Origin of the sequence: Leptospira dzoumogneensis (assembly GCF_004770895.1) — a bacterium.
In the GTDB taxonomy this organism is placed as follows: domain Bacteria; phylum Spirochaetota; class Leptospiria; order Leptospirales; family Leptospiraceae; genus Leptospira_B; species Leptospira_B dzoumogneensis.
On record NZ_RQHS01000005.1, the window covers coordinates 563,678 to 588,017 of the forward strand.

Sequence of the window (24,340 nt, forward strand, 5' to 3'; positions counted from 1 at the left end):
TTCATTTGCTTTCCCCGTTTCGAATTTTTTGAATATACAAGTGGGCGTAATATCGGATGGATCTAACAAAAAAAGAAATCTAGTATTCCTCCTCTGTGCCTTCTTTCTTTTACTCTCTTGCTCCACGAAAACTTCCGAAAAGACCCCTTTAATTTATAAGGGAAGTATAGACATGAATACAGCCAGTCCTTGGGGAGAAATTTACCCCCTAAAAGGAGACTGGGAATTCAGCTGGGGAAATTTATACTCGCCTAATATGGGTTATGTGGCAAGCGGACAATACTTTCCTGTTCCGGGAATTTGGAGGGATTATTCTCCGGAGTTTACATTGCAAGGACATGGCTCTTATCGATTAAAGATCCATAAAACTCCTGAACAAAAGAATCTAGCGATCTATGTGCCTAGGATCCCGGGAGTATATTCGGTATATTTCGGAAAAAGAATGATCTTTGCCAATGGGATCAACGGAACTAATAGGTTCGATACCGAGTTCTTAGTGCATCCGAATTCTCAGATCTATCTTTTGGATTCCTTGGATACCGAGCTGATCGTAAACGTTTCGAATTATAGAGGAAATTTCCTAAAAGGCGGGATACGAAATCCATTCTTGATCGGAGATATGGACTCTTTAAAATCTAAAGTGATCCGAGAAATGATCTGGGAAACACTTTTAGTCGCGATCATCTTTTCAGTAGGTTTGTATCACCTGATCTTCTTCGCATCCTATAGAAAAGATTTGGTGCCTTTATTCTTCTCATTATTCTGTTTTTTAGTCGCCTTCTATTCTTTCGTAACTTCGGGACTTCAATACATTCTTACACCTGAACTCACTTTGGATTTGCGTATCAGAATGGAATACTTCTGCGAAGCATGTTTGGTTCCTTCCGTTTACATGATCTTAAAGACAATGTATCCGAAACAATTCGGGGCAAAATGGATGGCGATCTTAATGAGCACAATGTCCATTTTCGTCCTTTCTGTTTTTGTATTGGGAGAAGAAGAACTTATCTATCTGTATTCCTTCTTCATGCATGTCCCTCCATTTTACAGTTTGGTCCTATTGGTAACATTAGGATACGCTTGGTGGCAAAAAGAAGACAGGGCCAGGACGGTATTCCTTTCGGGGATCATACTTGCGATCTCTATGGTGAATGATGTGATCTGGGGCTTATACGAAGTTTACTTTCTAATTCCATATAGTTTCCCTGCTGCGCTCGTAGGATTTATAGCATTCAATTCTTATATTATATCATTAAGATTTACTAAAGATCTGGAAAAGGCAGAAGCCTTTGCCGAATTACAATCCAAATATAACGAACAACTCAGATTAAGCGCCGAGGAAAAGGCAAAGTATGCCACCTTAGTGGATCAATCCATGGATAAAGGATTTCATTCTCTGATCGATCAGCTCGAATCCAAGGAAAGTTCGGACAAGTCACTTTCTAAACTTAAAAACGAACTCAACCAAACTCTCTCAGGTGTCAGAGATATTTTGGACCTGATGCACCACCAGGGTGGAAAAGAAGAACTGGTAGAAGAGGAAATGAGAAGGTTCGTCTTGAAAAACCCGTTATTCTCTCATTCAGAGATCCAAAAAGTTTCTCAGTTTTTACGAATAGACGAATGCCTCCAGGTCCAAAGGATCTTCTCCGACGCGGTAAAAATAGGAGCGAGAAGGTCAGGTGAATCCAAAATTTTCTGGGGAAAAGAAGGAGACTCTATATTACTTAGGTTACAGGCAACCGGAGCCGTAGAAACAAAAGAAGAACCTTCTTCTCTTCTGGAAGCGGACCTAAAAGTGAGGGCCGAAAAGTTGGGAGCAAGATTTTTCCTATTGAGTGAGCCTGGAAAATTCGAATTCGAGCTTAGATTACATTCATAATCGAAAAAAGAGTTGTCTCTAATCCTCGTTCCGGGATTCTACACAAGATTAGAATGATTCTAATCTGTGGTGATGAAAAATGAAGAATACACAAATACTCTGCTTGGGTCTAATTTTGGCCCTGGTCTCGGCATGCGGTCCATCCGAGAAAACAAAACAGCTTATGCAAGACGCGAAGACTTCCTTCGGGATCCTTCCGGAAAAAATGCCAGGTTCCGAAAAGGATACTCCTGCTAAGATTGCTTTAGGCGAAAAACTCTATTTCGAAAAACGTCTTTCTATCAACGATTCACAGTCCTGCAGTTCCTGCCACGGAACTCTTGGCAAGACCGCTGGAGTGGACAATCTTCCTACTTCTCCGGGCGCACTTGGAAAAAATGGAGATCGTAACTCTCCTACATCTCTGAACGCGGGATTCCATTTCGTTCAATTCTGGGACGGAAGAGCGGCTGACCTAAAGGCTCAGGCAAAAGGACCGATCCTAAACCCAGTGGAAATGGCTATGCCTTCCGAAGCTGCGGTTGAGAAAAAACTCTCTGAAATCGCCGAATACGTGGACCTATTTGCAAAGGCTTTCCCCGATCAGGACAAAAAGATCACTTATGACAATTTGGCAGAGGCGATTGCTGCGTTCGAAAGAACTCTGATTACCAGGGACCGTTTCGACGAGTTCCAAGCTGGAAATCACAGGGCTTTAACTTCTGAAGAGCAGAAGGGACTGGAAACTTTCCTAAGCGCTGGATGTATCCAATGCCATAACGGACCACTTTTGGGTGGAAATAGCTTCCGTAAACTAGGACAGGTGAATCCTTACGAAAACACAACCGATGTGGGAAGATCTGCAGTAAGTAAGAACGATGCTGAAAAGTATTTCTTCAAAGTTCCGTCTCTTAGAAATATAGCCTTAACCGCTCCTTATTTCCATGATGGGAAAGTAGCAACCCTGCCGGAAGCGGTGAAAAAAATGGCATATTTGCAGCTTGGAAAAGAGCTTTCCACCGAAGAGGTAGATTCTATTGTATCTTTCCTGAAGGCATTATCGGATAAAAATCGGTCTAATTAATTAGATCTCAGATCAAACGAACTTACAGAATTGAAACCTATTCAGACCGGCTCCGAAAGGAGACGGTTTTTTTTTGCCTTCGGAGACGCGGAGGTTTAAGAGGCAGCAGGGAGAAATCTCACGCAGAGACGCAAAGTCGCAGAGAGTGGATTCAGGGGGGATTTATAAGAAGATAAAAGGACCCATGTAGGAGCTCCAACATTGTATTTAAACTATATGCCAAATAAACCCTCCGCGGCTCAGCGCCTCTGCGTGCCATTAAATCTCTGTGACTCCTCTAACTCTGCGTCTCCTCACTTGACAAAAGAAATTTCAGCTATAAGATCAATCGCCTTCCGGGTGTTATATGAGAAGTTTTTGGGTCTGTATACTTCTTCTTTTCCAATGCTCTTATTTGGATAATGATCAAAAAATGAAGAAGGAATCGAGAGAGGATGATCTTACCCGGGACGCTTACTTGGCAGTTTGTGCTAAGTTAGACGATCCGGGGGATCCAGAGAACCCGAGTGCAATCGTTTGTGCGCTTTTAATCTGCGACAAGTTCGATTGCAACTGAGGTCTTTAGGAGAAGTTTATCTTTCCAGGATCTGTCTGTATTTTCTGTGAGTCTCACCTGTGAAGATCTGACGTGGACGAACTTTATGAGAAGCGTTTACACCGGTTCTTTGTTCTCTCCAGTGAGCCAACCAACCGGGAAGTTTACCGATCGCCTGCATTGCAGTGAAAAGTTCTTTAGGAATTCCTAAACTATGGAATAGGATCGCGCTATAGAACTCAAGGTTCGGATACAGATTTTTTTCCAGATAGAATGGATCTTTACTTACGTAATCATCCACTTGGAGTGCGATCTCTGCAATTGGATCCAACTTCTTCTGTTTGTAAAATTCTAAGAACAACTTTTGAGCGATTGTAGAACGTTTGCTCTTCGCCTTATATGCGTCGTGGCCGAAACATGTGGAGTGAAGTTGGAATTCCCCTTTTTTCAATCTTTCGAAAAATTCAGGAACTGAAAGTTTAGATTTGATGATATCTTCAATTAACTCTACTGCAGCAATTTGTCTTCCGCCTTCTCTAGAACCCCAAAGTGCATTGATCGCAGAAGATACGGAAGCGAATATATTTGCTTGGGTAGAGCCGATCAACTGAACAGTAGTGTTCGAAACATTCTGCTCATGATCCGCATACAGGATCCAAAGTTGGTTTAAGATCCTATCATGCTCTTCGGAAGGCTGGTATTTAACCGACGGAATGGAGAAAAGCATATATAAGAAATTTGTACAATACGGATGGCGATCTACCGGATAAACGAAAGGTTGTCCGATCATCTTCTTATAAGAGAATGCAGCAATCGTTCTGATCTTTGCTAAAAGTCTGGCTGCTTGGTCGATCCCTCTGTCCAGATATTCTTCGTATTCGTCTTGGTAATAACTGGATAAGGAAGAAACCATTACGGAAAGAACCGCAAGCGGGTGAGCCCTTCCTGGGAAGCCATCGAATAGATTGATCATGTCTTCGTGGATCAAACTATGTTTGGAAAGTTTCATGGAGAATTCTTTCAGCTGCTTTTCGCTGGGAAGATCTCCGTAAATCAGCAGGTAACTAGTCTCTACAAAAGTGGAATAATGCACTAATTCTGCGACATCATAGCCTCTGTATTGTAAATCTCCAGTAAGAGCGTCCCTTCTGGAAATTTTACTTTGGGCATAGGCAGTATTAAAAAAACCGGGATCGTAAGAAGTAAGTCCCGTCTTAGTATGCAAATCTCTAATATCGATTCCTTTATTCCCGTCAGTTCCGGTGATTACCGGAAGGCGGTGGACCTGGTCTCCGAATTTCAACTCTACGAAATCGCTCATACCGATAGGAAACAGGGGAAGGGCAGAAGAGTCAAACCTTCCTTCGTGCTTGCGGTAATTTTCCCTTTCGGCTGGACAAAACTTTCGCCTTCGATTTACTCTCCCGAAGTTTCGAAGGAATTTTGTTTTGGAGCATCTGCCCGGTTTTTTTCTTCATTTTTGGATCCAATTTGGAACCGCACTTTGCCTACTTCTCGCGGCGATGGAGCTCGCTAAAAAAAGGGAAACTGCGATGCCTGGTGGGATCTTCTATTTAGCCATCATTCTCGCATTGGTAGAGAGTCGATTGGGCTTAGGTCTGCTGCCATGGGCCGCGGATCATATCTGGTTTTGGCCTGCATTCTTCCCCGCAGTCTGGGCAGTGGGACCGATGTTACTTTTGGTCTCTAAAAATATGGTACAATTTGCCTTAGATAGAGAGATCCAGATCGGAAAACATTTTATCCCTGCAATTCTACTCTTACTAGGAGAGTTAATCGCTTATATTATTCTACCTGCAGAAGAACTCAGAGAATATATTCGAAATGCAATGTTCGGCTCCAAGGTGGATATTCTGACCGGGGTCACAATCTTCGGTTCCATCCACCAAACTGTGTATTCTATTTTTCTTTGGGTATTGTTCAGAAAGGCATCTAAAGAAACCGAGATCCCGCTTTCTTCTCTAGTTTATACGATCCTGTTTGTAGTCTTTACTACGATCCAACTTTGCTGGTTTGGATACTTTCTGAAGAATCAGTTTTTATTGGCGGCGGGATCTAGTTTCCAAACTTTGGGGATCGTTCTCATCTTTTTATTCTCCGCAAGGTATCCGAATTTTTTCATTTCTTTGAAGTCGGAGATCCAACAGAAAAGATATGAGAGAACCCAACTGAATGGATTGGATCTGGACCAACTTCATACTCGTATCAAAGAGTTGGTAGAGACGGATAAAATATATAAAGAAGAAAGCCTGAAAATCCAAGACTTCGCCGAAAAACTTTTGGTATCTCCTCACCAACTTTCCCGGATCTTAAACGAAACCTACGGCAAAAATTTCAATGAATTCCTGAATTCATTTAGGGTAGAAGAGGCCAAAACTTTACTATTAGAGGACCTGGACCGCACTGTTCTCTCCATCGCTTACGATGTCGGATTCAATACTAAGTCCACATTTAATGCACAGTTTTTGAAAATCACCGGAATGACTCCTTTAGAATGGAGAAAAAAGGGTAGCAAACTATAAGTTCGGACGATTGTTTTTCGCATATCGGTTAGGATAAAACCTTCCTGTCGAATCCCGTAAGGAAGGAGAAGAGACCGATGTCCCGAGAAACATATCCTAAAGAAGAACTAGAATCCTACCGCAAAGTACAAGCCTTAGCTTATGAAGCGGTGGAATCCGTACGCAAGGAACTCTATCCTGGGATCACCGAAAAAGAAGCAGCTCGCAAAATTGACGATTATATCCGAAATGCGGGAGGTACTTCCTTCTTCCATTATGGATTCGCGTGGTTCGGAGACAGAACTGCATTCAGAGGATTCAAACGTCCACTCTCTCTCAATTATTTGAGAAAAGGAGAAGGTCTACTTCCTCACTTCGGAGGAAAATTCCAACCTTCTAACCGTAGATTAGAAGAAGGTATGGCGGTCATCCTAGACGTAGCTCCTACGTTTGCAGGAAGAGCAGCAGATGTTGGTTACGCATTCTCATTCGGCAAAAATCCGGAACACGATAAGGCACTCGTAAATTTAGAAGAATACAGAGAGTTAATTTTAAGAAGAGTTCTAGAAGAAAGGACCTTATCCGAAATTTATCTGGAAGTAGACGCAAGGATACGCGCATCCGGATACGTTAACTGTCATTCTATCTATCCTCAGGGAGTTTTAGGTCATAAAGTGGGAAGACTTCCTGCTTATAATTTTCCTGGTGGAAGAGTGAATGGATTTCCATTCCAAACATTCGCCTACTTATTCCCTCAAATGATAAAAGATCTGATCCCAGGAGTTTCAGGACATTCTCCATTATGGGGAGAAGGTTCCGACTTCAGAGCGGAACCAGGACTCTGGGCTGTAGAACCTCATATTGGTAAAATATATTCAGGCTCAAAAGAATCAGAATCTTTCGGAGCAAAATGGGAAGAGATCCTAGTAGTTACTGATTCCACTGCGTATTGGTTGGATGAAGATCTTCCTCATGTTCGTCTTTGGAAAGAAAAGAAAAAATCTAAATCTTCCAAGCCTGCTGCTAACTCCAAAGCTAACACTAAAAAACAAAAAGAAAAGGTTCCGGCTTAATATCGGAATCTATGCAAGAATTACAATATTTGAATGAGAAGGAATTCCATGAGCAGCGAAATTTTACAGGATAAGGATTTTCATTTTTATCCGGTCAGAAAACCTAAATTCGAATTTAGCGAGAACGGTACTAGTAAACATTGGATGGACGGTTCCGCTTATAAAACCCATATTTTGAATACCTGGACCCTATTCTTTCCTGACGGAGAAAGATTTTTTATCAGAAGTATCCAGAAATTCCTGCCAAGTATAAAAGATCCAAGAGTTCTCCGGAATGCAAAGGCGTTTATGGGCCAAGAAGCACAACATGCTGGAGAACATAAAAAAACCTGGAAAATCCTGGAAGACCAAGGCTTTAAGATCAAGGCATTCACCGATTTTGTGAATTCATTCTTCGTGAACTTTGTGGAAAAAGTCCTATCAGCTAAGTCTTGTTTGGCGGCAACCGCAGGCGCAGAACATTATACTTCCTTGGTCGCTACAATTGGTCTACAAATCAAGGCATTGGATCAGGCAGAATCGGAGATGAAACGCCTTTGGGAATGGCATGCAGCGGAAGAGATAGAACATAAATCCGCGGCTTACGATGTATTCTTAGACATCAGCGGAAATTATTTCAGAAGAATGATCACTTTCCTTGGAGTAACAATCGTATTCTGGGCGGCAACATTTATAGGAGCTGAGATCCTTCTTTGGCAAGAGGGATTAACTTTTAAATGGAAAACCAGAAAAGATGCTTTCCGTTTTATCTTTATAGACGAAAAGGTCTTCTTCCATGCGACGGGTGCATTCTTCAGATACTTCCGTCCTGGATTTCATCCGGAACAAGAAGATAATCTGGAATTAAGCAGGATAATCTTCGAATCTCCAGAGCATAAATACAAGGAAATTGCATGAGCAGACTAAGCGGGAAAAACATCTTAATCACCGGAGCAAGCGGTGGTTTCGGTAAAGAATTAACCAAACAATTATTAAAAAAAGGCGCTAATCTTGTACTTACGGATATGAAAGCACCTGAAACCAAGGCAGAATTTTATTTAGAAAATTCTAAACCGGTTTCAGGAAAAATACTCGGTAGTTTTGCGGCTGACTTAAGCAGCGAATCAGGTTGCGAAAAAGCTTATAAAGAAGCGATCAAGATCCAACCTAAGATAGATATCCTAGTTAATAACGCAGGTTTAGCATTCGGCGGAAGACTGCTGGATGTTCCGATGGACAAATGGAAATTGATCCTGGATGTAAACTTATACGCTCCAATCTATCTTTCTCGTTTGTTCTTACCTGCAATGTTGGAAAGAAAATACGGACAGATCGTAAATCTATCTTCTTGCGCCGGGATCACCGCTCCAGGTGAGCTAGTGTATTATTCCGTTTCCAAATTCGGGATCAGAGCCTTGGGAGAAGCGTTGGATTCAGGTTATAGGCATCAGGGTATATATACGACTAACATATATCCTTTCTTCGCGAATACTAATATTCTACATTCTCAACAATTCGGAACGGATAAACCTAAAGTAGTTCCTTCATTGATCGTAGACAGTCCTCAGATGGTCGTTAAAGCCATAGTAAGAGGAATTGAAAAAAGAAAGATGCATGTCTTCCCGGGATTCACTGCGAAGTTATTGCGATTCTTGACCAGACTGTCTCCAGGTTTCTTAAGGGGAATGGAAAGACTCGGACAAAAATTTTCTTAAACGAAAAGAGGCGAAAAATATGGCGGCTACCCAACTGGAAAACGGAGTGAAAAAAGAAAGGACTGAGGCTTTTAAAGAAACCTTTGTCCATAACGGCGATGTTTCTCTGTATGTGAAGTACAATCATACAGCGAAAGAAAGACCCAACAGACCAACAGTTCTATTCGTTCATGGATATCCTGACGATCATAGGGTTTGGTCCTACCAGATGGAATCTTTGAAAGAAGATTATAATGTGGCCGCTCTGGACCTAAGAGGTTCCGGAAAATCGGACAAACCTAAAAAGCAAAAAGCATATAATGTTCGTAGAATATTCGAAGATTTGGAAGCAGTGATCCGATTTGTAGGTAATGATAAACCTGTACATCTAGTGGCTCATGACTGGGGATCTTTGATCAGTTGGGCATTCGTTGCCGACGAACAAAAATCGGTTTGGGCAAAATCTTATACTGCGATGGGAGGGCCTCATCCTGTGCTTGGGCGCAGAAGTGCTTTCCAAATGGCACTTTCCGGAAATCCACTTTCTTTGTACAAGGCACTTTCTCAGCTTAAGAGATCTTGGTACATTCTATATTTCCAAATTCCTTTTCTGCCTGAATGGATCTGGAGAACTTTCAGTAAATTTTTCTGGAAGTATACGATGAATGCCGGAGGAGTTCCTAAGAATGATACTCTTAGAAATAAATCCAAAGAAGAGATTGTTGCGACTGCCGTTTCTAATGTGAATTTGTATAGAGAACTTCTTAGAGGGGAGAAGTATCCGGAACCTAAACATATCAAGGCTCCGGTCCAGGTTCTAATCCCTCTCAAAGATTTTGCGATCCGACCGGAGTTGTACAGACTTCATGAAAGGATCTGTGATTCTTATAAAGAATATACTTACGATAGCAATCACTGGATCCAAAGAACAATGCCTGATATGGTCAGCGAAAAGATCAGAGAATTTGTTTGGGAGATCGGCTGAAAAATAGTTTAGGCCCGAGGTCGGGCGCTCTATCTGAAGGGATCAAAAAAAAGAAACCGATTCCGTTTTAAAAGGGTCAGATAAGCATGATCTTGAACGGAATCCGAAAAATTCTAGTTTTATGGAAAGAGAAAGTTCTCCCGAACTCGGGAGCGCTTTCTTTTTTGATCATACCTTTCTTTGCACTTGTACTCGTTGCAGACCAAGCAAAATCCTTATCCGACAAAGAAGTTCATAAATACTTTTACGAAACTTGGAAATTAGAGATAGATCCCAAAGATAATTTGGAATTGTTCAAAGAAACCCAGCATTGGATAGGAACTCCTCATAGGGACAATGGAAAAGATGAGTCCGGAATAGACTGCTCTAGTCTCGCTGCAAAGCTGGTGAAAAAAGCATATTCTAAAACGATTGCAGGTTCTTCCGAAAGTATTTCCAAGCAGGTAAAAAAGATCTCAGAATCGGATCTGCAAGAGGGAGATTTAGTATTTTTTAATATATACGGCGAGAAGATCAGCCATGTGGGAGTCTATCTCAAGGATCGAAAATTCGTACATGCTTCCGTGGTCAAAGGTGTAACAGTCAATTCCTTGGATGAGAATTACTATAAGACCAGATTCGTGTTCGCCGGAAGATTATAATTGTTTCGTTCCTAAAGCCTGTTACTTAGTATTGATTGACACAAAGCTTAAGGGCAGAAATAAACTCTTGCATGAGAGCCCGCAGTTTCGGTCTGATCTTAATTCTGCTTACCTTCTTCCATTGCCAAAAACCTCCGGTCCCAAAATTAGAAGAAAGTCCGCCGCCTTTAAAGATCGAAAATGGATTAGTAAACGTAAAAGATATAGATCCGAATATAGAGATCGATTTGCGTTATTCTACTCCGGAAAATTTCACAGGCTCCATCATCTATCCTTTCCAAACCTGTTTGCTTAGAAAAGAAACTGCAGAAAAATTAAAAGCTGCCAACTCAGAATTCCAAACCTACGGATACAGGATTAAGATCTGGGATGGATACCGTCCTACGTACGCGCAAAGGATTTTATGGGAGAAGGTCCCAAATCCAAGATATGTTGGAAATCCTACAAAAGGAGGTTCCGTCCATAATAGAGGCGGAGCGGTGGATCTAACACTTATAGATTCGGAAGGAAACGAATTAGAAATGCCAAGTGCTTACGACGAATTCACATATAAAGCTTCTCCATTTCGAAAAGATCTGGAGCCAACCGTTTCTAAAAATCTGGAAGTTTTGGTCGGAATTCTAACAAAGCATGGATTCAAACAGATCAGTTCTGAATGGTGGCATTATAACGACGGGGATGCAAAAGTTTATCCCTTAGTAGAGGTGGATCCAAAACTTTGGGAGAAATGAAACGACCTTTCTCCTTTATTTGAAATCCCCCGGAATCAATATTCTAGTTTATAGCTTGCTTCAATTCGGTATTTTATTTTACATTGGTTAGCATAAAAGCTAACCTTCGAGCCGAATGAGTCGGATCGAATTCTTTAAATTAGAAAACGGTAAATGCCTGGTTTTGGTTTTTGGGCAACAAAGAACACCTTAATTTTAACTCATGGATTTCAAAAGAAAACTCAGAAGACTCCTGCTAAAGAAATCGAAAGAGCAGAAAAATATAGAAATAATTATTTTGATAGGTTAAATTGATGAGTGATCTAAATAAGTATATTAACAAACGAAAGAAAAAAGATCCAAAATTTGCAGAGAATTATGAAACTGGATTTACTGATTTTAAAATTGGACTGTATTTAAGAGAGCTTAGGATTAAAAAAGGATTCACCCAGGAAGATCTTGCAACCCGACTAAAAACCAAAAAGAGTGTAATTTCTCGTATGGAAAACCATGCAGAGGATATCCGTTTATCAACTTTAGAAAAGGTTGCTAAAGTGTTAGGTAAAAAACTACATATAAGCATTCGATAAGTTTAATATATATGAAACATTTAGAAATGTTCTTCAATCGCCTGACTAGGATGTCCAAACACTGGAAAAAATGGGCGAGAAGAAGGGGGATCACCTGCTTTCGGATCTACGACCGCGATATCCCTCAGGTTCCGATCGTAATAGATCTATATGAAAATTTTTGTTTGGTCTCAGAATACTTAAATTCTTATCCGATGTCCGAGGAAGATAGAGAATCGGAAAGAAAGTCGATCCGCAACTTTATACTCGAGATCCTTCAACTTGCCCCAGAAAATTTATTTTGGAAAACCAGAGAGCGTAAAAAGGGAAATCTACAATACGAAAAGTTGGATACCCAGGAAAAATCCATCCAGGCGAATGAAGGTGGATTGAAATTTAAAGTAAACTTAAGCGATTATCTGGATACCGGTCTTTTTCTGGATCACCGAACTACTCGAGATCTTTTTAGAAAGGAAGCTTCCGGGAAGAATGTTCTAAATTTATATTCTTATACTGGAGCATTCTCCGTTTATGCCGCTGACGGCGGCGCCAAAAAAATCACCAGCGTGGACCTTTCTCAAAAATACTTGGACTGGTCCAAGGAAAATTTCGAGTTAAACGGGTTTTCTCACGAAGAGCATGAGTTTATCAGAGAAGATATTACTGAATGGTTAAAGAAAGAACGAACCAATCCTAAAAGAACACAATACGATCTTATTATAGTGGATCCTCCCACATTCTCTAACAGCAAGAAGATGAGAGATATTTTTGATGTGCAAAGAGATTATTCTTTTCTACTAAATTCTATTTTTAGGGATTTTTCTGCTCCGGGTGCGGTTCTCTTTTTCTCTACGAATTTTAGAAAATTCAAATTGGATCCCGATGAACTTTTGTGGGAAGATATTCAGGATATTACCAAACAAACTCATCCGGAAGATTTTCGAAATGAGAAGATCCGATCCGTTTGGAAGATGAGGAAATAATAGATCGTTTTGAATAGGAAGGACCCGATCAGCTGCGTTTGCTAAGTCAAGGACTTCTTCTCGTTATAGAATGTAGGAGCTCCTACAAGATCGACTCAGATTTGTAATTGTAGATTTTACAGTTTTATGATATAAGGCAAGGGCCTCCCACGAGCCGCTCCCCCCAATCCCAAACGCAGGGTGGGGGCGAGCTCTAACCCCTGTAGGAACTCCTACAGAAAATCTCTCAGGTTACCGCTGTCTTAGACAAAAACTTCGCAAAAAACTTAGGGAAATAATGTCTTAGGAATAGACCGAATTTCTCTTTTCCACCGGCGATGATCACTTGTAGGTCTTCATTCTCGATCGCATCTAGGATTTTACGAGCACATTCGTCTGCGTCGATCCCGTTCTCGATCACTTTATCCATTTTTTTCTGAGGAGTTCCGTCTCCTTTAAGTGCGTTATGCGAAATATTCGTCTTCACGAAGCCCGGATAAACCAGAGTGACTTTCAGATTTTCCTTTGTATTTTCCGCTCTAAGTGCTTCATAAAAACCGGTTAATGCAAATTTGGTGGAAGAATATCCGGTTCTCAATGGAACTCCGATAAGTCCTGCAACACTCGCGATTGTGGAAACCCAACCTTGCTTTCTTGCTCTCATATGAGGAAGTACTGCAAGAGTAAGTGCGATATTACCGAAATAGTTTACCTTCATCAAAGTTTCATAAGTATCAAGAGAAGTCTCATGAGCCATAGAACGTTGGCTGATCCCGCCGTTATTGATTAGAACATCTATCTTTCCGAAAGTTTTGATAACTTGAGCGGGAACTTTTCCTAACTTTTTATAATCTTCCAAATCCAAAGGAAGGATCATGCTGTTTGAATCTGTTAGTCCATTCTCTTTGCGAACTCTTTTGAGTTCTTTTTCTCTTCTGGAAGAAAGAACTAATATCGCTCCTCTTCTCGCGGCCTCTTTTACTAAGGACTCGCCGATCCCAGAAGAAGCTCCTGTAATCCATACGACTTTGTCTTTGAAAAATTCTCCCATGTTTTTATCTCCGATATTAAATTTCTTAGGTAGTCTTAGGATCTAAAAGGAGTTTAAAATCCAAGGGACCAGCCCCAAGATAAAAACACCTTCTCCAAGGATCCTATACTTTTGTGAATCTTGGAATCTATCCGCGTAACGCAGGATCCCTCCCGGAACTGCACAGATCAGAGCGATCACCAAAGAGGCCGAAACCGAGGTGCCCGGCGCCCATTTCCGTATTCCGCCGGCCAATACTAAGGCGGCCAGAAATCCGAGCAAGGACAATCGTAATACCCATTCCTTAGCGAGCTTAGGAGAAAGAACTCCTAATAGATAGACCTGGCCTTCTTTCGCGTCTAACTCTGCTTCCATGAGAGAGTTCATTACTAAATTCAGAACGGTACCCAAAAAGAATAAGAAAAGAAGAAGGGGAACTGTCCAAGAACGAAATCCTACAACCAATAGAGGGCCGAACCAAACTCCTAGAGTGTAGATCAATGCTACTGAGAATTCTTTTCCGAAACGTATCTTTCCCCAGCGGGCAATTCCTAAATGAAGAACCGCCAATGCTGCAAGCAGTACTCCGCCTAATAAAACGATCTCCCTTAATAATAAGAATGCAAGAATTGCGGAAATAATTGCCGCGATTGTGCAGAGTATTGTCAAAACTTTGGAATGATCGTAGTGGAATTTGTGACGCGGGTTGATTGAATTTTCTCCCACCTTCTTTCCATCCAATAAATGGTCCAAGGTGTAGATGACCCAAACGCTTAATGGAAGAAGAAACCACCAAACCATTTTCATCTTGGCGCCGGTTACTATTGCGGCCAAGGCCCCGGAACCTAAAACGCCAAGACATACATCCAAGCTAAGTACATGAACATAAAACCAAAGTTTGTTTTCTAAAACGTTTCGCATACGATCTCTATTACGACTGATTCCCGCGAGTAGATTAGGATGTTTCGGATTATTTTACTGTCTTCGCGGATATGTTATCGATTCCTTCCGATCTAAATTGAGAATGCAAGGATTTTATGAAAATGGACCTAATTTGCCCAGAGTCATCTATGTTTTTTAAAGGAAGATGGACCACCAAATCGATATTAGATTGTCCGAAAGAAACATAACGAAACGAAATTTTGGATCCGTTATAATCGCTTTTTCCATAGATCTGTGTTAAGGAAAAATTTGCGGCCTGACCAAGTATAGATTCCAACTTCTCTAAATTTCCTTCCTTAGGAATACTAATCTCTAATTCAGTCCAAAGTCCTGTGTTCGTAAGGCTATAATTCGTATAAGTGGTCTTGGACATCTTCGCATTCGGAATGATGATCGTACTTCCGTTTCTTTTTTTAAGAGAAGTGGTTCTCCAATTGATATCTTCTACCAGACCTTCTTCTCCGGTTTCCAAAGAAATATAATCCCCTACGGATACTTTTTTACCTAATAGAACTCCAAGTCCTGCAAATAGATTGGAAAGAGTTTCCTGCAAGCCTAATGCGAATGCAAGACCACCGACTCCCAATGCAGTCAAGGCTGGAGTAACTGAGATACCCAGAGTTTGTAATGCGACCAAACCTCCCGTGAGTATGATCAGCATTCTAACTATATTGTTTAGTATGGATGCGGAGGGTAGAAGTCCTTCTGCCTTTGAAGAATATAAAGTAAAAGCTCCGGAACCGACTCTTGCAAAGGAGAATGTGAATACCAAGATCCCGAATACTTTTAGATAGAGAGAAATTTTTTCTTCAGAGGAAGCATCTAATTTTAAGAATCTAAGAGCAGTATATAATCCAAAAATAAAAAACGAAAATCTAACTAAGGAGAGAAGTGCAGTGTAAAGAGGATGTTTGGTATCTAACTGATCTTTTGTAAGAGTTTTTGCAAGTCTCGGAACTATGAACCCGCCAAAAAGATAACCCAAAAGAATTCCGGAAATAACCGAAATTGCTCCTAGCAACCAATTAGAACCTAAAACAGAGTCCATCCAAATCATTCTCCTAAATTAAGAGGAAGTATTTTCTAGAAAAGAAAAAATGGAAGTGCCGAATTATGTGGCAAACCGAGGGCAAATCTAAAGGGAGATAAAATTGGATTTTGTAATGACAAACTAAAGAGATTTCAGAGACTCCTATCCCCATGCAAGAGGGAGTCGGAAAAAATCGAATTTTAGAAGTTCCTCTGACGGACACTATGTCTGCATACTCTAGACAATTTCCGGAAGAAGGCGGAAATCTTTCCGAATGGATGGATGAGATCCATACTAGAGGCATTCAAGAGGTAGTTTTTTGGGGAACGAAATCGGAAGCGAGTGGTTGGAAAAATAGCCAAGTATTCAAGGATCTGATAAAAAAACTCCAAGAGGATAAGATCCGTCTTTCTACGATGGACGGTGCAAAGTTCCGTTCTTCCCCGGACTCTGCGAGAAAATTAGATCGTTTTCTTAGATCTCATTTAGGTTCCGTACTTGTTTGTTATTCCGAGAATGAATCCGATGAATTCGTAAAATTGATGCAGGAGATCCTTTCCGGCAAAAAAGAAGGATCTGCCAAAGCATATACACCATATTCTCCTAATATTACTTCAGATAAACCTAGGAGAGAAAAAGAAGAACCTCCTAAAAATCATGGAGAAGATTTTAAAGCGTCTAGGATCACGATCCGAGTTAAACTTCTCGCGATCGTTTCTGCGATCGTAGTGGTTAGTATGGGACTTGTGATCGGGCTCGCTACAAGCCTTTTCAGGAATTATACGGTATCGCTCATCCAAGAATATAACTTGAGTTTGGCGAGATTGACCGGGCTCCAAGTAGGTCTTAGGATCAAAGAACTTTCCAACAAATCATCCGAGTTTTCGGATAAAAAAGATATTCGCCCTTCTAAAGGTTCCGATTCTAAAAAAACTTCTACTCCCGCTTATATTTCGGGATTTTTTTCCACTCATCCTAAAATTCTTGCCTGGGGAAAATACGAACAGGGAGAATCGGCTCTCGTTTTTAATCCGAGATTCGTCCGAGATCTTAGGAAAGAAGAAGATGAGATCCGCAGTTTATGGGTTTCCATCCCCAAGGAAGAAAAAGAGAAATTTTTCGCTTCCGAATTTGAAGCCACTCGATTGGAAAATATCAGTTCTAAGTTCGGATTCCCCGCCGTACTTTTTATAGAGAAAGATAGATCCGGAAAAGGACATGGATTCTTCTTAATTTCTCCTCAGGATCTTTGGGAAGCAGCCAGGTCCGCCTTACAAACTGAATTATTCGCAATATGGGTTGTAGATTCTAAAGGAAGATTAGTCGCTCATACGGAAGAATCGGAAACGGTTTCCGCAAAAGATTATTCTAAAAATCCATTAGTCCAATTTTTATTAAGAAGTCCCGCAGACAATGGATCCCAAACTTCTATCTTTGAAGGAAAAGAAACATTAGGATCTTTCCAACAATTAGAAGACGGGAACCTTGCAGTGGTATCCTCTATCGAAGCGGATAAAGCTTTCGAAGCGGTGTATAAGATCAGAAGACAGAATTTTTATATTCTGATCTCCGTATTGAGTCTCGCATTCTTAGTGGTATTTCTATTCTCCAGAACATTGACTGTTCCACTCATTAATCTATTAAGCGCCACAAGACAGATCGAAAGAGGAAATTATAAAGTTGGGATCAAACCGGTCACAAGAGACGAGGTCGGAGTTCTAACAAATTCATTTCTAAAGATGGCTCATGGATTAGAAGAAAGAGAAAAGATCAAAGATACTTTCGGAAAATTCGTGAACAAGGAGATCGCGGAGAGAGCACTCGCAGGAGACATGCCTTTAGGCGGGGTCACAAAGGATGTAACGGTATTCTTCTCCGATTTAAGAAACTTTACCGGTATGTCCGAAAAATTAAAACCGAGTGAGGTGGTGGATTTTCTAAACGCGTACTTTACCGAAATGGTGGAATGTATCTATCTCACGGAAGGGATTGTGGATAAGTTCATCGGAGACGCGATCATGGCTCACTGGGGCGCATTGTACACGGATGAGAACGATGCAAGGAACGCGATCAACTCTGCACTTCTGATGAGAAGCGCATTATTCGAATTCAATCGTATCGGGAACGAGATCGGAAGACCTCTCGCAAGATTCGGATGCGGGATCAATACCGGACCGGTGGTAGTAGGTCAGATCGGTTCCGAAAAAAAATTGGAGTTCACTGTGATCGGAGACGCGGTCAATCTCGCTTCTCGTATAGAATATTTAACCAAAGAATTCGGAACGGATATACTTGTTTCGGAAACATCTTATGAAAAAGTAAAAGACCATTACAAATTCGAAACACTTCCGCCTGTTTGGATCCGGGGAAAAGAAAAACCGCAACAACTCTATGCTGTATTGGGTTGGTTAGAAGATCCTGATTGCCCTAAAAATTTACAAGACCTCCGCAGGATTTGCGGAATACCGGAGCCTGATTCTCCTTCCAAGGCTATCGCGGAATAAGATATGGATTGGAGAATTTACAAAAGAGAATGGCAGGTCGGTATAGGCTGCTTCGTTGTACTCTTCTTATCTTTGTATCTTCTGTATTTCGAATCCAAATCGAATGGAGGCGTCGGAAAAGAGATTATGGGAACCGTCTCCTTCCGATACAAGACAGCACAAAGAAAATTTCCGGACAGAATGTTATGGGAAGATTTGGACCAAGGAATGCCTGTATACGATAGGGATTCTATCCGAACGGACGAGGCATCTGAAGCGGTAGTATTTTTAAAATCAGGCACTCGTATAGAATTGGATCCTCAATCCATGGTAGTTCTCCAGCTAAAGGAGAATAGGGAAAATCTGGATCTGAACGAAGGGAATATACTGGTAGAGAGCGGAAAAAAAGTGCTCTCCGTGATCGCAGGAACGGTTGGTCTAGAAGCGGAACTAGGTTCTAAATTCCAAGTTACCAAAAATGAGAACGGCACCAGAGTAGATGTAGAAAGAGGACAGGTGGAATGGTCCGAAGATGGAACCGTTAAACAAACATTAGGTGAAAAAGAAAGTTCCTTAAACGGGAGTAAACTGAATCAAAATTGGAGCCTTGTCAGTCCGGAAGATTCTCATCGATATTTTCCCGCGGAATTAGAGCAGACAGTTGAATTCCGCTGGGAAGGCGGAGAAGAAGGTATATTAGAAATTTCTCCTAGACGGGACTTCTCCGTATATATTTCTAAAAGGCCTTCCAAAGAGCCTTATTATAAACAAAAATTTCCGGAAGGGATCTATTATTGGAGGATCAACTCCAAGGATGGCAAAAAAATATCCGAAGTCAGAAAGTTCAGAGTTCTTCCTAATTTTCCCGTAGAGTTACATTATCCTAAAAAAGATCTGTCTCAAGAAGATAGAACTGTCGCCTTCTCCTGGGCAAAACAAAAGATAGCAAGCGGTTATAAATTACAGATCTCCAACGATCCTAATTTTGGAGCCATATCCGAGACCCAAGTATTCCGCACGAATTTTTCACTCACATTGGATCCAGGCACTTATTATTGGAGAGTGCAGTCTTATACGAATCTTCCCGGAACGGAAACATTCTCCGAAGTTCGTAAATTTTCCATCTCTCTTCCGGTGATCCAAGTTGCGGATACAAAACAAGAGACCTCTGCGGCTTCGGAAACGCAGGCAAGTTCGGATCTTTCCGTAGATTTCCCGAAAAACGGGACTTTGGTGGACATGACAGGTAAAGAAAGTATCTCTTTTCGTTGGAAATTCTCCGCCAAACAGAAACAAAGCGAATGGAAATTTCGTCTTTTCTATAAGAGAGGCTCAGGCGACGAGCTAATCTATGAAAAAAAGACAAAAGGCGACAGATTGGTGTTCAAAGACCTGGAAAAACTGGATGTAGGAACATTCAGGTGGACCATAGAATCGGATGCGGACCCTAGCCTAAGATCGGAAGCGGATTTCAAAATAATGCTTAGGGAAGAATTGGAAGCCCCGGAAACAAAATCCAGCGGCGCCCGCCCTTAAGGAGAAGGCATGTTCTTGTTCCGCGGAAAAAATTTCGCCGTTGTATTTCAATTTATTATAATATTCTTTTCCATCTCCTCCGGAGTTTTTGCGGAAAAGAAAAGTTTCGTATATTATATAGAATGGAAAGAAGTAAAAGGTAGCCGAGGTTACGTGGTGGAAGTCCGAAAAACGGAACCTCCTCAAGAATTATTTTTAGAGAAAAAAGTCTCCGAGAACGAGATAGAATTCTCCTTAGAAGCGGGAACTTATGAATACAGGATCGCCGCGCTAAACAGATTCGGAAAACCTTCTTCTTATACACCTTGGACAAATTTTAAAGTAGAACAGGACCGTCCAAAAGCGGTTGCCTTGGCGGAAAAAGAAGAGGCGAGTAAAGGAACCAAAACTTCTAAGTTTGTTTGGATCCCTGGAACAGGATATTATTCCAAAGGGGAGCGTTGGAAATCCTACAGTATCTGGGCTTGGTTTGGAGCACTTGCGTATCTAGGAAATTCGGAAAGAGAAGCAGGGAATATTCTCGCCTCAAAACCGTTAAACGATCCGATGAATATCGCTCTATTAAGTTTAAATGCACCTTCTTCATTAACTCTTTATCTTTGGCAGGCAAGAGAGAATGATAAGAAAGAATACGAAATGCACCAAAACAATCAGGCTCTCATAGGTGGAGTGGCGATCCTAAGCGTTGCAATTTCTCTTTGGCTGGAAAATAAACTTCCGCAAGGGGATACTGTTCAGTTCAAGGTGAGTCCTGACAGAAGCGGAAATCTAAATACTTTTGCAAATACCGGATTTTCTCAGAGCAGATGGGATGTCCAATATACAAGGAGCTTCTGATATGGCTCTTCGAATTTACGGTTTACTAGTTCTTCTTTCCGGATTATTTAGTTCGGCTTGTTCCAAACCGTTTCCCGGTGGAGATGAAATGATTCTATTGGGACTTCTCGGAAAAACACGTTATTTGTTCGTTACCTCTTCTACCAATACCGGAGATTTAGGCGGAGTTGCAGGTGCGGATCTGATTTGCCAAAGTGCAAAAACTGCGGAGGTTCCTAGTTTGCCTGGTTCTTCTTTGGAATATGTTGCGTTGATCGCTTCTTCTTCCAGAGTTCCGGGAGGGGCAGGTTGGCCCTTATTTCCAGGCACGAATTATTATGCGATGAATCCTGGAGAAACTTTGATTTTTCATACGGATGGTTCCGGGCTTCCTGTTTTGCCGATGAGCAACGCGACTGGAATTCCAGGAGCCGGGGATTATTGGACAGGGATTTCAAATACTGGCTTAGGATACAGCGCGGGAACGAATTGCAATAATTGGGGATCATCCAATGTGATTGATGATGCGAACTACGGCAGCCCAGGGAGTCAGACTGAGACTGCGTTTGATTCAGGGGTCGGATTCGGAAATACCTGCGATACTCCTTTACGTTTGCTCTGCGTTAGAAATTAACTCTCTACGATACCTGCTCGGATTGCATAGACTACCAAGTCTGCCACCTTATGTAAGTCCAACTTCTTCATGATATTCGCTCTATGCACCTTTACTGTTGCAGGAGAGATATGGAGAAGTTTTCCTATCTTCTCGTTGGAGTTCCCCTCGGAGATCAATTTTAAGATCTGTCTTTCTCTATCGGAAAGCACCGAGAATACGGATGGACCTTCTTCCTGAAGCTCTCCTGTTTTTTTGCGCCCGATCCCTGAAAGAACTCTGGTTGCGATCCTCGGGCTTAAGTAAGTTTCTTTTCTGCGGACTGCATCTATTGCTCTGAGTAGATCTTCTCCCGCGTCGTCCTTAAGAACATAACCGTTGATCCCAAGGTCCACCAGTTTCTGGATGTATTCTTCGTTATCATGTCTGGAAAGAATGATGACTTGCACCTTAGGATAGTATCTTTTTACTCCCTTGACTAGGTCTATACCGCTGACTCCTGGCATGGAAATGTCCGTGATAAGAATATCAGGTTCTAATTTTCCGATCTCGTCTAGCGCTTGTTCGGCGTTCCCGTTCTCGCCGATGATCTCCAGATCGTTTTGTCCGGAAATGATCAGTCTAAGACCTTCTCTTAAGATTGCGTGGTCGTCTACAAGATAGAGTTTGCAAACGGAGGGTTGGGCGTTCATACTTTCTCCTTGGAACGTTTTTTTAACGGGATCCTAAGCACATATTGAGTACCTTTATTAGGTTCCGTTTCTAAAAAAAGAGTACCGTTCAGGTCCTCGGTTCTTCTCCGAATATTTTCCAATCCGTATCCGGTAGATTTTATTCTGGCTTCTTTTTCTTTAAATCCTTTTCCGTTATCTTTTGCAGAAACTATCAAAGTCTCTTTTTCGGAAAAGATCTTTAACTCCACTTTATTTGCTTGGGAATGTTTCAGAATGTTCGCACAAATTTCCTGTAATATTCTGAAAACTTGGTTCTGTATTTCCTGAGGAATTTTTTCGGGAACCCTAAATTCCGATTTTACTTTAATTTTCTGTATCGGAAAAATTTGGTTCGCTAGAGAGCTTAAGGCGGCTTCCAGCCCAAGTTCTTTTAAGGAAGAAGGTTGCAAATTTGTGTAAATTTCGCGGAGTTCTTGGCTGGCTCGATCAATGAGCCCTAGGCCGGAGCCGAAAGATTCAGGATGTTCCTTTTCCGATTTTTGGTATGCTTGGAAATGTAATTTTGCCGCGAGTATAAGTTGTCCCACTCCATCATGAAGTTCTCTTGCGAGTCTTGATCTTTCTTCCTCTTGGGAGGCGAGTACTTGTGTGTGTAGAGTTGCGATCTTCTTCTCTAACTTTTTATTCTCTGTGATATCTTTTAGGATCATACCCAGGCTGTCTTTGAATCTGAAGATAGAATATCCGTAAGACTTCTTTCCTTTTTTGAATTCCTGGTTTTGTAATTTTGTTTTGAGAGCCTTGTGAAGATTTTCTCTCAGGTTCGCTTCTTCCTTTGAATCTAATTTTAATAGATTGAATAGGTTTTTACCTGCCGGGTTTGCAAATCCGAGCCTGAATTCTTTTTTAAAAGAAGCGTTTGCAAATCGGACGATATTATTTTCGTCCAAGGCTACGATAGGGGAGATCTCCTCCACCAAGGATAGGAATTTAGAGGCCTGCTCCTTGCCGGAATACGAGCCTGATTGTTTGGTTTCTTTTCGTTTGAGGAGTCCTGAAGCCACTTAAAGTTCAGGATATAGTCCGGCTTATGGCCCGAAAAGGAAAAAAACCCCTCCCCTCGGCCGAATGAGGGAAGGGGGAGGTTGCTTTTACTCTTTCAGGAGTCCCAAATTAGGGCGTAGCCGGAAACACTTCCGAAGTATTCGGAGTTCGGAACCAATCCGTATTAGTGGTCCCAAGAGATTCATACCAAGTTTTGAAAGTAGGATAGGAGTTACGTATGTCTGAAGCTTCGTAAGGCCATTGGAAGTTTCCAGGCACAAGAAGCACCCAAGGGAATCCGGTAGCATCTCTATAGATGTCCTTACCTTCCGCATCGAAATACTTACCTGCAGCATGTATATCCTTACCTGTATTGAGTACTCTTATGAATGTATCGTAAGGAGCAGGTCCCAATGCAAGTTTGGAGATCGGAGCGGAAAGTATTACTTCTAGTTTTGCGGTTTTACCTTTTACGAAAACGGTATCCGTTTTAGAAGCGTTTGATTTGGAAATTGTAGTAGAGCTATTTCCTAAAATTTCCAGATCGGAGATCGATGTAGGAGTCCCGCTTAAATTTTCTTCCAATGTGGTTCCATCTGCTGCGTAGCGTAGAAGTGAATAACTTGCAACACTTGCTCCAGGCAATCCGAAACGAAGAGTGTGATTGTATCCTGCGCCCTTAGCGACATGAGTGAAGTAACCTCTCACTCTTACAACTTCTCCGGATTTGTTCAGATCTTCTTCGAAATAAGAACGGATCACATAGTCGTTGAAGTCCGCGTCTCCTTGTTTAGGAAATAAGTCTTCATAGGATGTAGTGTAATAATCTTCTGCAGGGACTCGGATCGAACTCGCTCTTGAAGGATCGTTCGGGAATACATCTTCGAAATCCTGTACACCATCCCCATCCGTATCGATGATCTGTTGCACTGTCGCAGTAAACCCTATGGAGATCCTGCGATCCACCTTACTTACGGTTACGATGGAAATATCCGCTTCATAAAATTTACCGTAAGCTTCTACCGAGAGATGTACTGTTTTAGTGTCACCATCGATCGTAAAACTACCGGTAACTTCTCCATTTGTATTCGTATAAGCTTTAAAAACGGATTTATTACTAGCGGCGCCAGGTACGGCAGAAGGTACGGTAACTTGTACCATAGAACCGTTCACGGGAGCGACAGGATCTATCACTTGAACGTTTACTGTGATTGTGCGGGTAGTATCGAATACGAAATCAACAGGAGCCGTCTCGTCATTTATATCGATTCCGAAATCAGTAGGACCGGAAGGAGCCTCCACCGAAGTGGATCCTGCTACTAGACTCATCAACCATGCGTAGTTAGGATCGCTGGAAGAAGCGCAGGACAAGAAAGAGATACTGAGAGAGGCCAAAAAGCATGTTAGGATTTTTTTTGTCATAGTTGCACCCGTACGGATGTCATGATTATGCTGATATCCCCTCAATAAGCAATACACCCGAAGGTTTAGATTACTAGAACCTTCGGCTAATACTATTTTTGGTACTTTGTTCGAAAGAAATCTCTAATTGCCGGA

Annotated in this window: 23 protein-coding genes; 16 read left to right on the top strand and 7 right to left on the bottom strand. The window is 41.5% G+C overall.

Annotation, left to right across the window (positions count from 1 at the left end; all coding sequences use genetic code 11):
• The first annotated feature begins 172 nt into the window (after positions 1 to 172).
• The gene (locus EHR06_RS04080) at positions 173 to 1,882 is read left to right on the top strand and encodes a 7TM-DISM domain-containing protein (RefSeq protein ID WP_135755814.1); all 1,710 of its coding nucleotides are present in this window, start codon (positions 173 to 175) and stop codon (positions 1,880 to 1,882) included.
• Between the two features lie 79 nt (positions 1,883 to 1,961).
• Positions 1,962 to 2,945: a cytochrome-c peroxidase gene (locus EHR06_RS04085; protein WP_135755815.1), complete on the top strand. Its 984-nt coding sequence runs from the start codon at positions 1,962 to 1,964 to the stop codon at positions 2,943 to 2,945.
• Between the two features lie 572 nt (positions 2,946 to 3,517).
• On the opposite strand, the gene EHR06_RS04090 is transcribed toward EHR06_RS04085, so the two are convergent.
• A complete protein-coding gene (locus tag EHR06_RS04090; RefSeq protein ID WP_135755816.1) occupies positions 3,518 to 4,801 on the bottom strand; it encodes a citrate/2-methylcitrate synthase in 1,284 nt (427 codons plus the stop codon).
• 127 nt (positions 4,802 to 4,928) lie between these two features.
• Between EHR06_RS04090 and EHR06_RS04100 the strand changes: the two genes are divergently transcribed.
• The 10 genes from EHR06_RS04100 (at position 4,929) to EHR06_RS04145 (ending at position 12,636) form a co-directional block, all read left to right on the top strand.
• Positions 4,929 to 6,023: an AraC family transcriptional regulator gene (locus EHR06_RS04100; protein WP_135755818.1), complete on the top strand. Its 1,095-nt coding sequence runs from the start codon at positions 4,929 to 4,931 to the stop codon at positions 6,021 to 6,023.
• A gap of 77 nt (positions 6,024 to 6,100) precedes the next feature.
• Entirely contained in the window at positions 6,101 to 7,075 is a 975-nt protein-coding gene (locus EHR06_RS04105; RefSeq protein ID WP_135755819.1) for a M24 family metallopeptidase, read from the top strand.
• A 48-nt stretch (positions 7,076 to 7,123) separates the two neighbouring features.
• Positions 7,124 to 7,972: a metal-dependent hydrolase gene (locus EHR06_RS04110; RefSeq protein ID WP_135755820.1), complete on the top strand. Its 849-nt coding sequence runs from the start codon at positions 7,124 to 7,126 to the stop codon at positions 7,970 to 7,972.
• Positions 7,969 to 8,769: an SDR family NAD(P)-dependent oxidoreductase gene (locus tag EHR06_RS04115; RefSeq protein WP_135755821.1), complete on the top strand. Its 801-nt coding sequence runs from the start codon at positions 7,969 to 7,971 to the stop codon at positions 8,767 to 8,769. The genes EHR06_RS04110 and EHR06_RS04115 overlap by 4 nt, the downstream gene beginning before the upstream one ends.
• A 19-nt stretch (positions 8,770 to 8,788) precedes the next feature.
• On the top strand, positions 8,789 to 9,733 hold the full coding sequence (locus EHR06_RS04120; RefSeq protein ID WP_135755822.1) for an alpha/beta fold hydrolase: 945 nt from the start codon (positions 8,789 to 8,791) through the stop codon (positions 9,731 to 9,733).
• An 86-nt stretch (positions 9,734 to 9,819) separates the two neighbouring features.
• Entirely contained in the window at positions 9,820 to 10,374 is a 555-nt protein-coding gene (locus EHR06_RS04125; RefSeq protein ID WP_135755823.1) for a C40 family peptidase, read from the top strand.
• 71 nt (positions 10,375 to 10,445) lie between these two features.
• Entirely contained in the window at positions 10,446 to 11,105 is a 660-nt protein-coding gene (locus EHR06_RS04130) for a M15 family metallopeptidase (RefSeq protein WP_135755824.1), read from the top strand.
• A gap of 153 nt (positions 11,106 to 11,258) precedes the next feature.
• Positions 11,259 to 11,399: a type II toxin-antitoxin system RelE/ParE family toxin gene (locus EHR06_RS04135; RefSeq protein ID WP_135755825.1), complete on the top strand. Its 141-nt coding sequence runs from the start codon at positions 11,259 to 11,261 to the stop codon at positions 11,397 to 11,399.
• Positions 11,399 to 11,674 (top strand): helix-turn-helix domain-containing protein, encoded by a 276-nt coding sequence (locus tag EHR06_RS04140; RefSeq protein ID WP_135755826.1) that lies wholly within the window; start codon positions 11,399 to 11,401, stop codon positions 11,672 to 11,674. Before EHR06_RS04135 ends, EHR06_RS04140 begins: the two co-directional genes overlap by 1 nt.
• Positions 11,675 to 11,685: 11 nt before the next feature.
• Complete coding sequence (locus EHR06_RS04145; protein WP_135755827.1) at positions 11,686 to 12,636, top strand: class I SAM-dependent methyltransferase; 951 nt, start codon at positions 11,686 to 11,688, stop codon at positions 12,634 to 12,636.
• A 226-nt stretch (positions 12,637 to 12,862) separates the two neighbouring features.
• On the opposite strand, the gene EHR06_RS04150 is transcribed toward EHR06_RS04145, so the two are convergent.
• Genes EHR06_RS04150 through EHR06_RS04160 form a run of 3 tightly spaced genes read right to left on the bottom strand, consistent with a single transcriptional unit; the run spans position 12,863 to position 15,635 of the window.
• The gene (locus EHR06_RS04150; RefSeq protein ID WP_135755828.1) at positions 12,863 to 13,666 is read right to left on the bottom strand and encodes an SDR family oxidoreductase; all 804 of its coding nucleotides are present in this window, start codon (positions 13,664 to 13,666) and stop codon (positions 12,863 to 12,865) included.
• Positions 13,667 to 13,708: 42 nt separating this feature from the next.
• Positions 13,709 to 14,566 (bottom strand): LA_0991 family prenyltransferase-like protein, encoded by an 858-nt coding sequence (locus tag EHR06_RS04155; protein WP_135755829.1) that lies wholly within the window; start codon positions 14,564 to 14,566, stop codon positions 13,709 to 13,711.
• A gap of 49 nt (positions 14,567 to 14,615) precedes the next feature.
• Positions 14,616 to 15,635, bottom strand: a complete 1,020-nt coding sequence (locus tag EHR06_RS04160; protein WP_135755830.1) for a mechanosensitive ion channel family protein — start codon at positions 15,633 to 15,635, stop codon at positions 14,616 to 14,618.
• A gap of 152 nt (positions 15,636 to 15,787) precedes the next feature.
• Here EHR06_RS04160 and EHR06_RS04165 point away from each other — a divergent pair, with 152 nt between their 5' ends.
• From EHR06_RS04165 to EHR06_RS04180, 4 genes are read left to right on the top strand one after another with little or no spacing between them, the layout of a single operon-like run.
• Positions 15,788 to 18,121, top strand: a complete 2,334-nt coding sequence (locus EHR06_RS04165) for an adenylate/guanylate cyclase domain-containing protein (RefSeq protein ID WP_135755831.1) — start codon at positions 15,788 to 15,790, stop codon at positions 18,119 to 18,121.
• Between the two features lie 3 nt (positions 18,122 to 18,124).
• A complete protein-coding gene (locus EHR06_RS04170) occupies positions 18,125 to 19,636 on the top strand; it encodes a FecR family protein (RefSeq protein WP_135755832.1) in 1,512 nt (503 codons plus the stop codon).
• A 9-nt stretch (positions 19,637 to 19,645) separates the two neighbouring features.
• On the top strand, positions 19,646 to 20,473 hold the full coding sequence (locus EHR06_RS04175; protein WP_135755833.1) for a fibronectin type III domain-containing protein: 828 nt from the start codon (positions 19,646 to 19,648) through the stop codon (positions 20,471 to 20,473).
• 1 nt (position 20,474) lies between these two features.
• Entirely contained in the window at positions 20,475 to 21,086 is a 612-nt protein-coding gene (locus EHR06_RS04180; protein WP_135755834.1) for a DUF1554 domain-containing protein, read from the top strand.
• Here EHR06_RS04180 and EHR06_RS04185 read toward each other — a convergent pair.
• From EHR06_RS04185 to EHR06_RS04195, 3 genes are all read right to left on the bottom strand, one after another.
• Entirely contained in the window at positions 21,083 to 21,757 is a 675-nt protein-coding gene (locus tag EHR06_RS04185) for a response regulator (protein WP_008594648.1), read from the bottom strand. The genes EHR06_RS04180 and EHR06_RS04185 overlap by 4 nt on opposite strands.
• Positions 21,754 to 22,803: a sensor histidine kinase gene (locus tag EHR06_RS04190; protein WP_135755835.1), complete on the bottom strand. Its 1,050-nt coding sequence runs from the start codon at positions 22,801 to 22,803 to the stop codon at positions 21,754 to 21,756. Before EHR06_RS04190 ends, EHR06_RS04185 begins: the two co-directional genes overlap by 4 nt.
• A 109-nt stretch (positions 22,804 to 22,912) precedes the next feature.
• Entirely contained in the window at positions 22,913 to 24,205 is a 1,293-nt protein-coding gene (locus tag EHR06_RS04195) for an LruC domain-containing protein (RefSeq protein WP_135755836.1), read from the bottom strand.
• Positions 24,206 to 24,340 lie beyond the last annotated feature (135 nt).

What these genes read in the sequence shown, in the direction of transcription:
- EHR06_RS04080 (WP_135755814.1), top strand. Translation starts at nt 173, where the DNA reads ATGAATACAGCCAGTCCTTGGGGAGAAATTTACCCCCTAAAAGGAGAC.
- EHR06_RS04085 (WP_135755815.1), top strand. Translation starts at nt 1,962, where the DNA reads ATGAAGAATACACAAATACTCTGCTTGGGTCTAATTTTGGCCCTGGTC.
- EHR06_RS04090 (WP_135755816.1), bottom strand. Translation starts at nt 4,801, where the DNA reads ATGAGCGATTTCGTAGAGTTGAAATTCGGAGACCAGGTCCACCGCCTT.
- EHR06_RS04105 (WP_135755819.1), top strand. Translation starts at nt 6,101, where the DNA reads ATGTCCCGAGAAACATATCCTAAAGAAGAACTAGAATCCTACCGCAAA.
- EHR06_RS04110 (WP_135755820.1), top strand. Translation starts at nt 7,124, where the DNA reads ATGAGCAGCGAAATTTTACAGGATAAGGATTTTCATTTTTATCCGGTC.
- EHR06_RS04115 (WP_135755821.1), top strand. Translation starts at nt 7,969, where the DNA reads ATGAGCAGACTAAGCGGGAAAAACATCTTAATCACCGGAGCAAGCGGT.
- EHR06_RS04120 (WP_135755822.1), top strand. Translation starts at nt 8,789, where the DNA reads ATGGCGGCTACCCAACTGGAAAACGGAGTGAAAAAAGAAAGGACTGAG.
- EHR06_RS04125 (WP_135755823.1), top strand. Translation starts at nt 9,820, where the DNA reads ATGATCTTGAACGGAATCCGAAAAATTCTAGTTTTATGGAAAGAGAAA.
- EHR06_RS04130 (WP_135755824.1), top strand. Translation starts at nt 10,446, where the DNA reads ATGAGAGCCCGCAGTTTCGGTCTGATCTTAATTCTGCTTACCTTCTTC.
- EHR06_RS04135 (WP_135755825.1), top strand. Translation starts at nt 11,259, where the DNA reads ATGCCTGGTTTTGGTTTTTGGGCAACAAAGAACACCTTAATTTTAACT.
- EHR06_RS04140 (WP_135755826.1), top strand. Translation starts at nt 11,399, where the DNA reads ATGAGTGATCTAAATAAGTATATTAACAAACGAAAGAAAAAAGATCCA.
- EHR06_RS04145 (WP_135755827.1), top strand. Translation starts at nt 11,686, where the DNA reads ATGAAACATTTAGAAATGTTCTTCAATCGCCTGACTAGGATGTCCAAA.
- EHR06_RS04150 (WP_135755828.1), bottom strand. Translation starts at nt 13,666, where the DNA reads ATGGGAGAATTTTTCAAAGACAAAGTCGTATGGATTACAGGAGCTTCT.
- EHR06_RS04155 (WP_135755829.1), bottom strand. Translation starts at nt 14,566, where the DNA reads ATGCGAAACGTTTTAGAAAACAAACTTTGGTTTTATGTTCATGTACTT.
- EHR06_RS04160 (WP_135755830.1), bottom strand. Translation starts at nt 15,635, where the DNA reads ATGGACTCTGTTTTAGGTTCTAATTGGTTGCTAGGAGCAATTTCGGTT.
- EHR06_RS04165 (WP_135755831.1), top strand. Translation starts at nt 15,788, where the DNA reads ATGCAAGAGGGAGTCGGAAAAAATCGAATTTTAGAAGTTCCTCTGACG.
- EHR06_RS04170 (WP_135755832.1), top strand. Translation starts at nt 18,125, where the DNA reads ATGGATTGGAGAATTTACAAAAGAGAATGGCAGGTCGGTATAGGCTGC.
- EHR06_RS04175 (WP_135755833.1), top strand. Translation starts at nt 19,646, where the DNA reads ATGTTCTTGTTCCGCGGAAAAAATTTCGCCGTTGTATTTCAATTTATT.
- EHR06_RS04180 (WP_135755834.1), top strand. Translation starts at nt 20,475, where the DNA reads ATGGCTCTTCGAATTTACGGTTTACTAGTTCTTCTTTCCGGATTATTT.
- EHR06_RS04185 (WP_008594648.1), bottom strand. Translation starts at nt 21,757, where the DNA reads ATGAACGCCCAACCCTCCGTTTGCAAACTCTATCTTGTAGACGACCAC.
- EHR06_RS04195 (WP_135755836.1), bottom strand. Translation starts at nt 24,205, where the DNA reads ATGACAAAAAAAATCCTAACATGCTTTTTGGCCTCTCTCAGTATCTCT.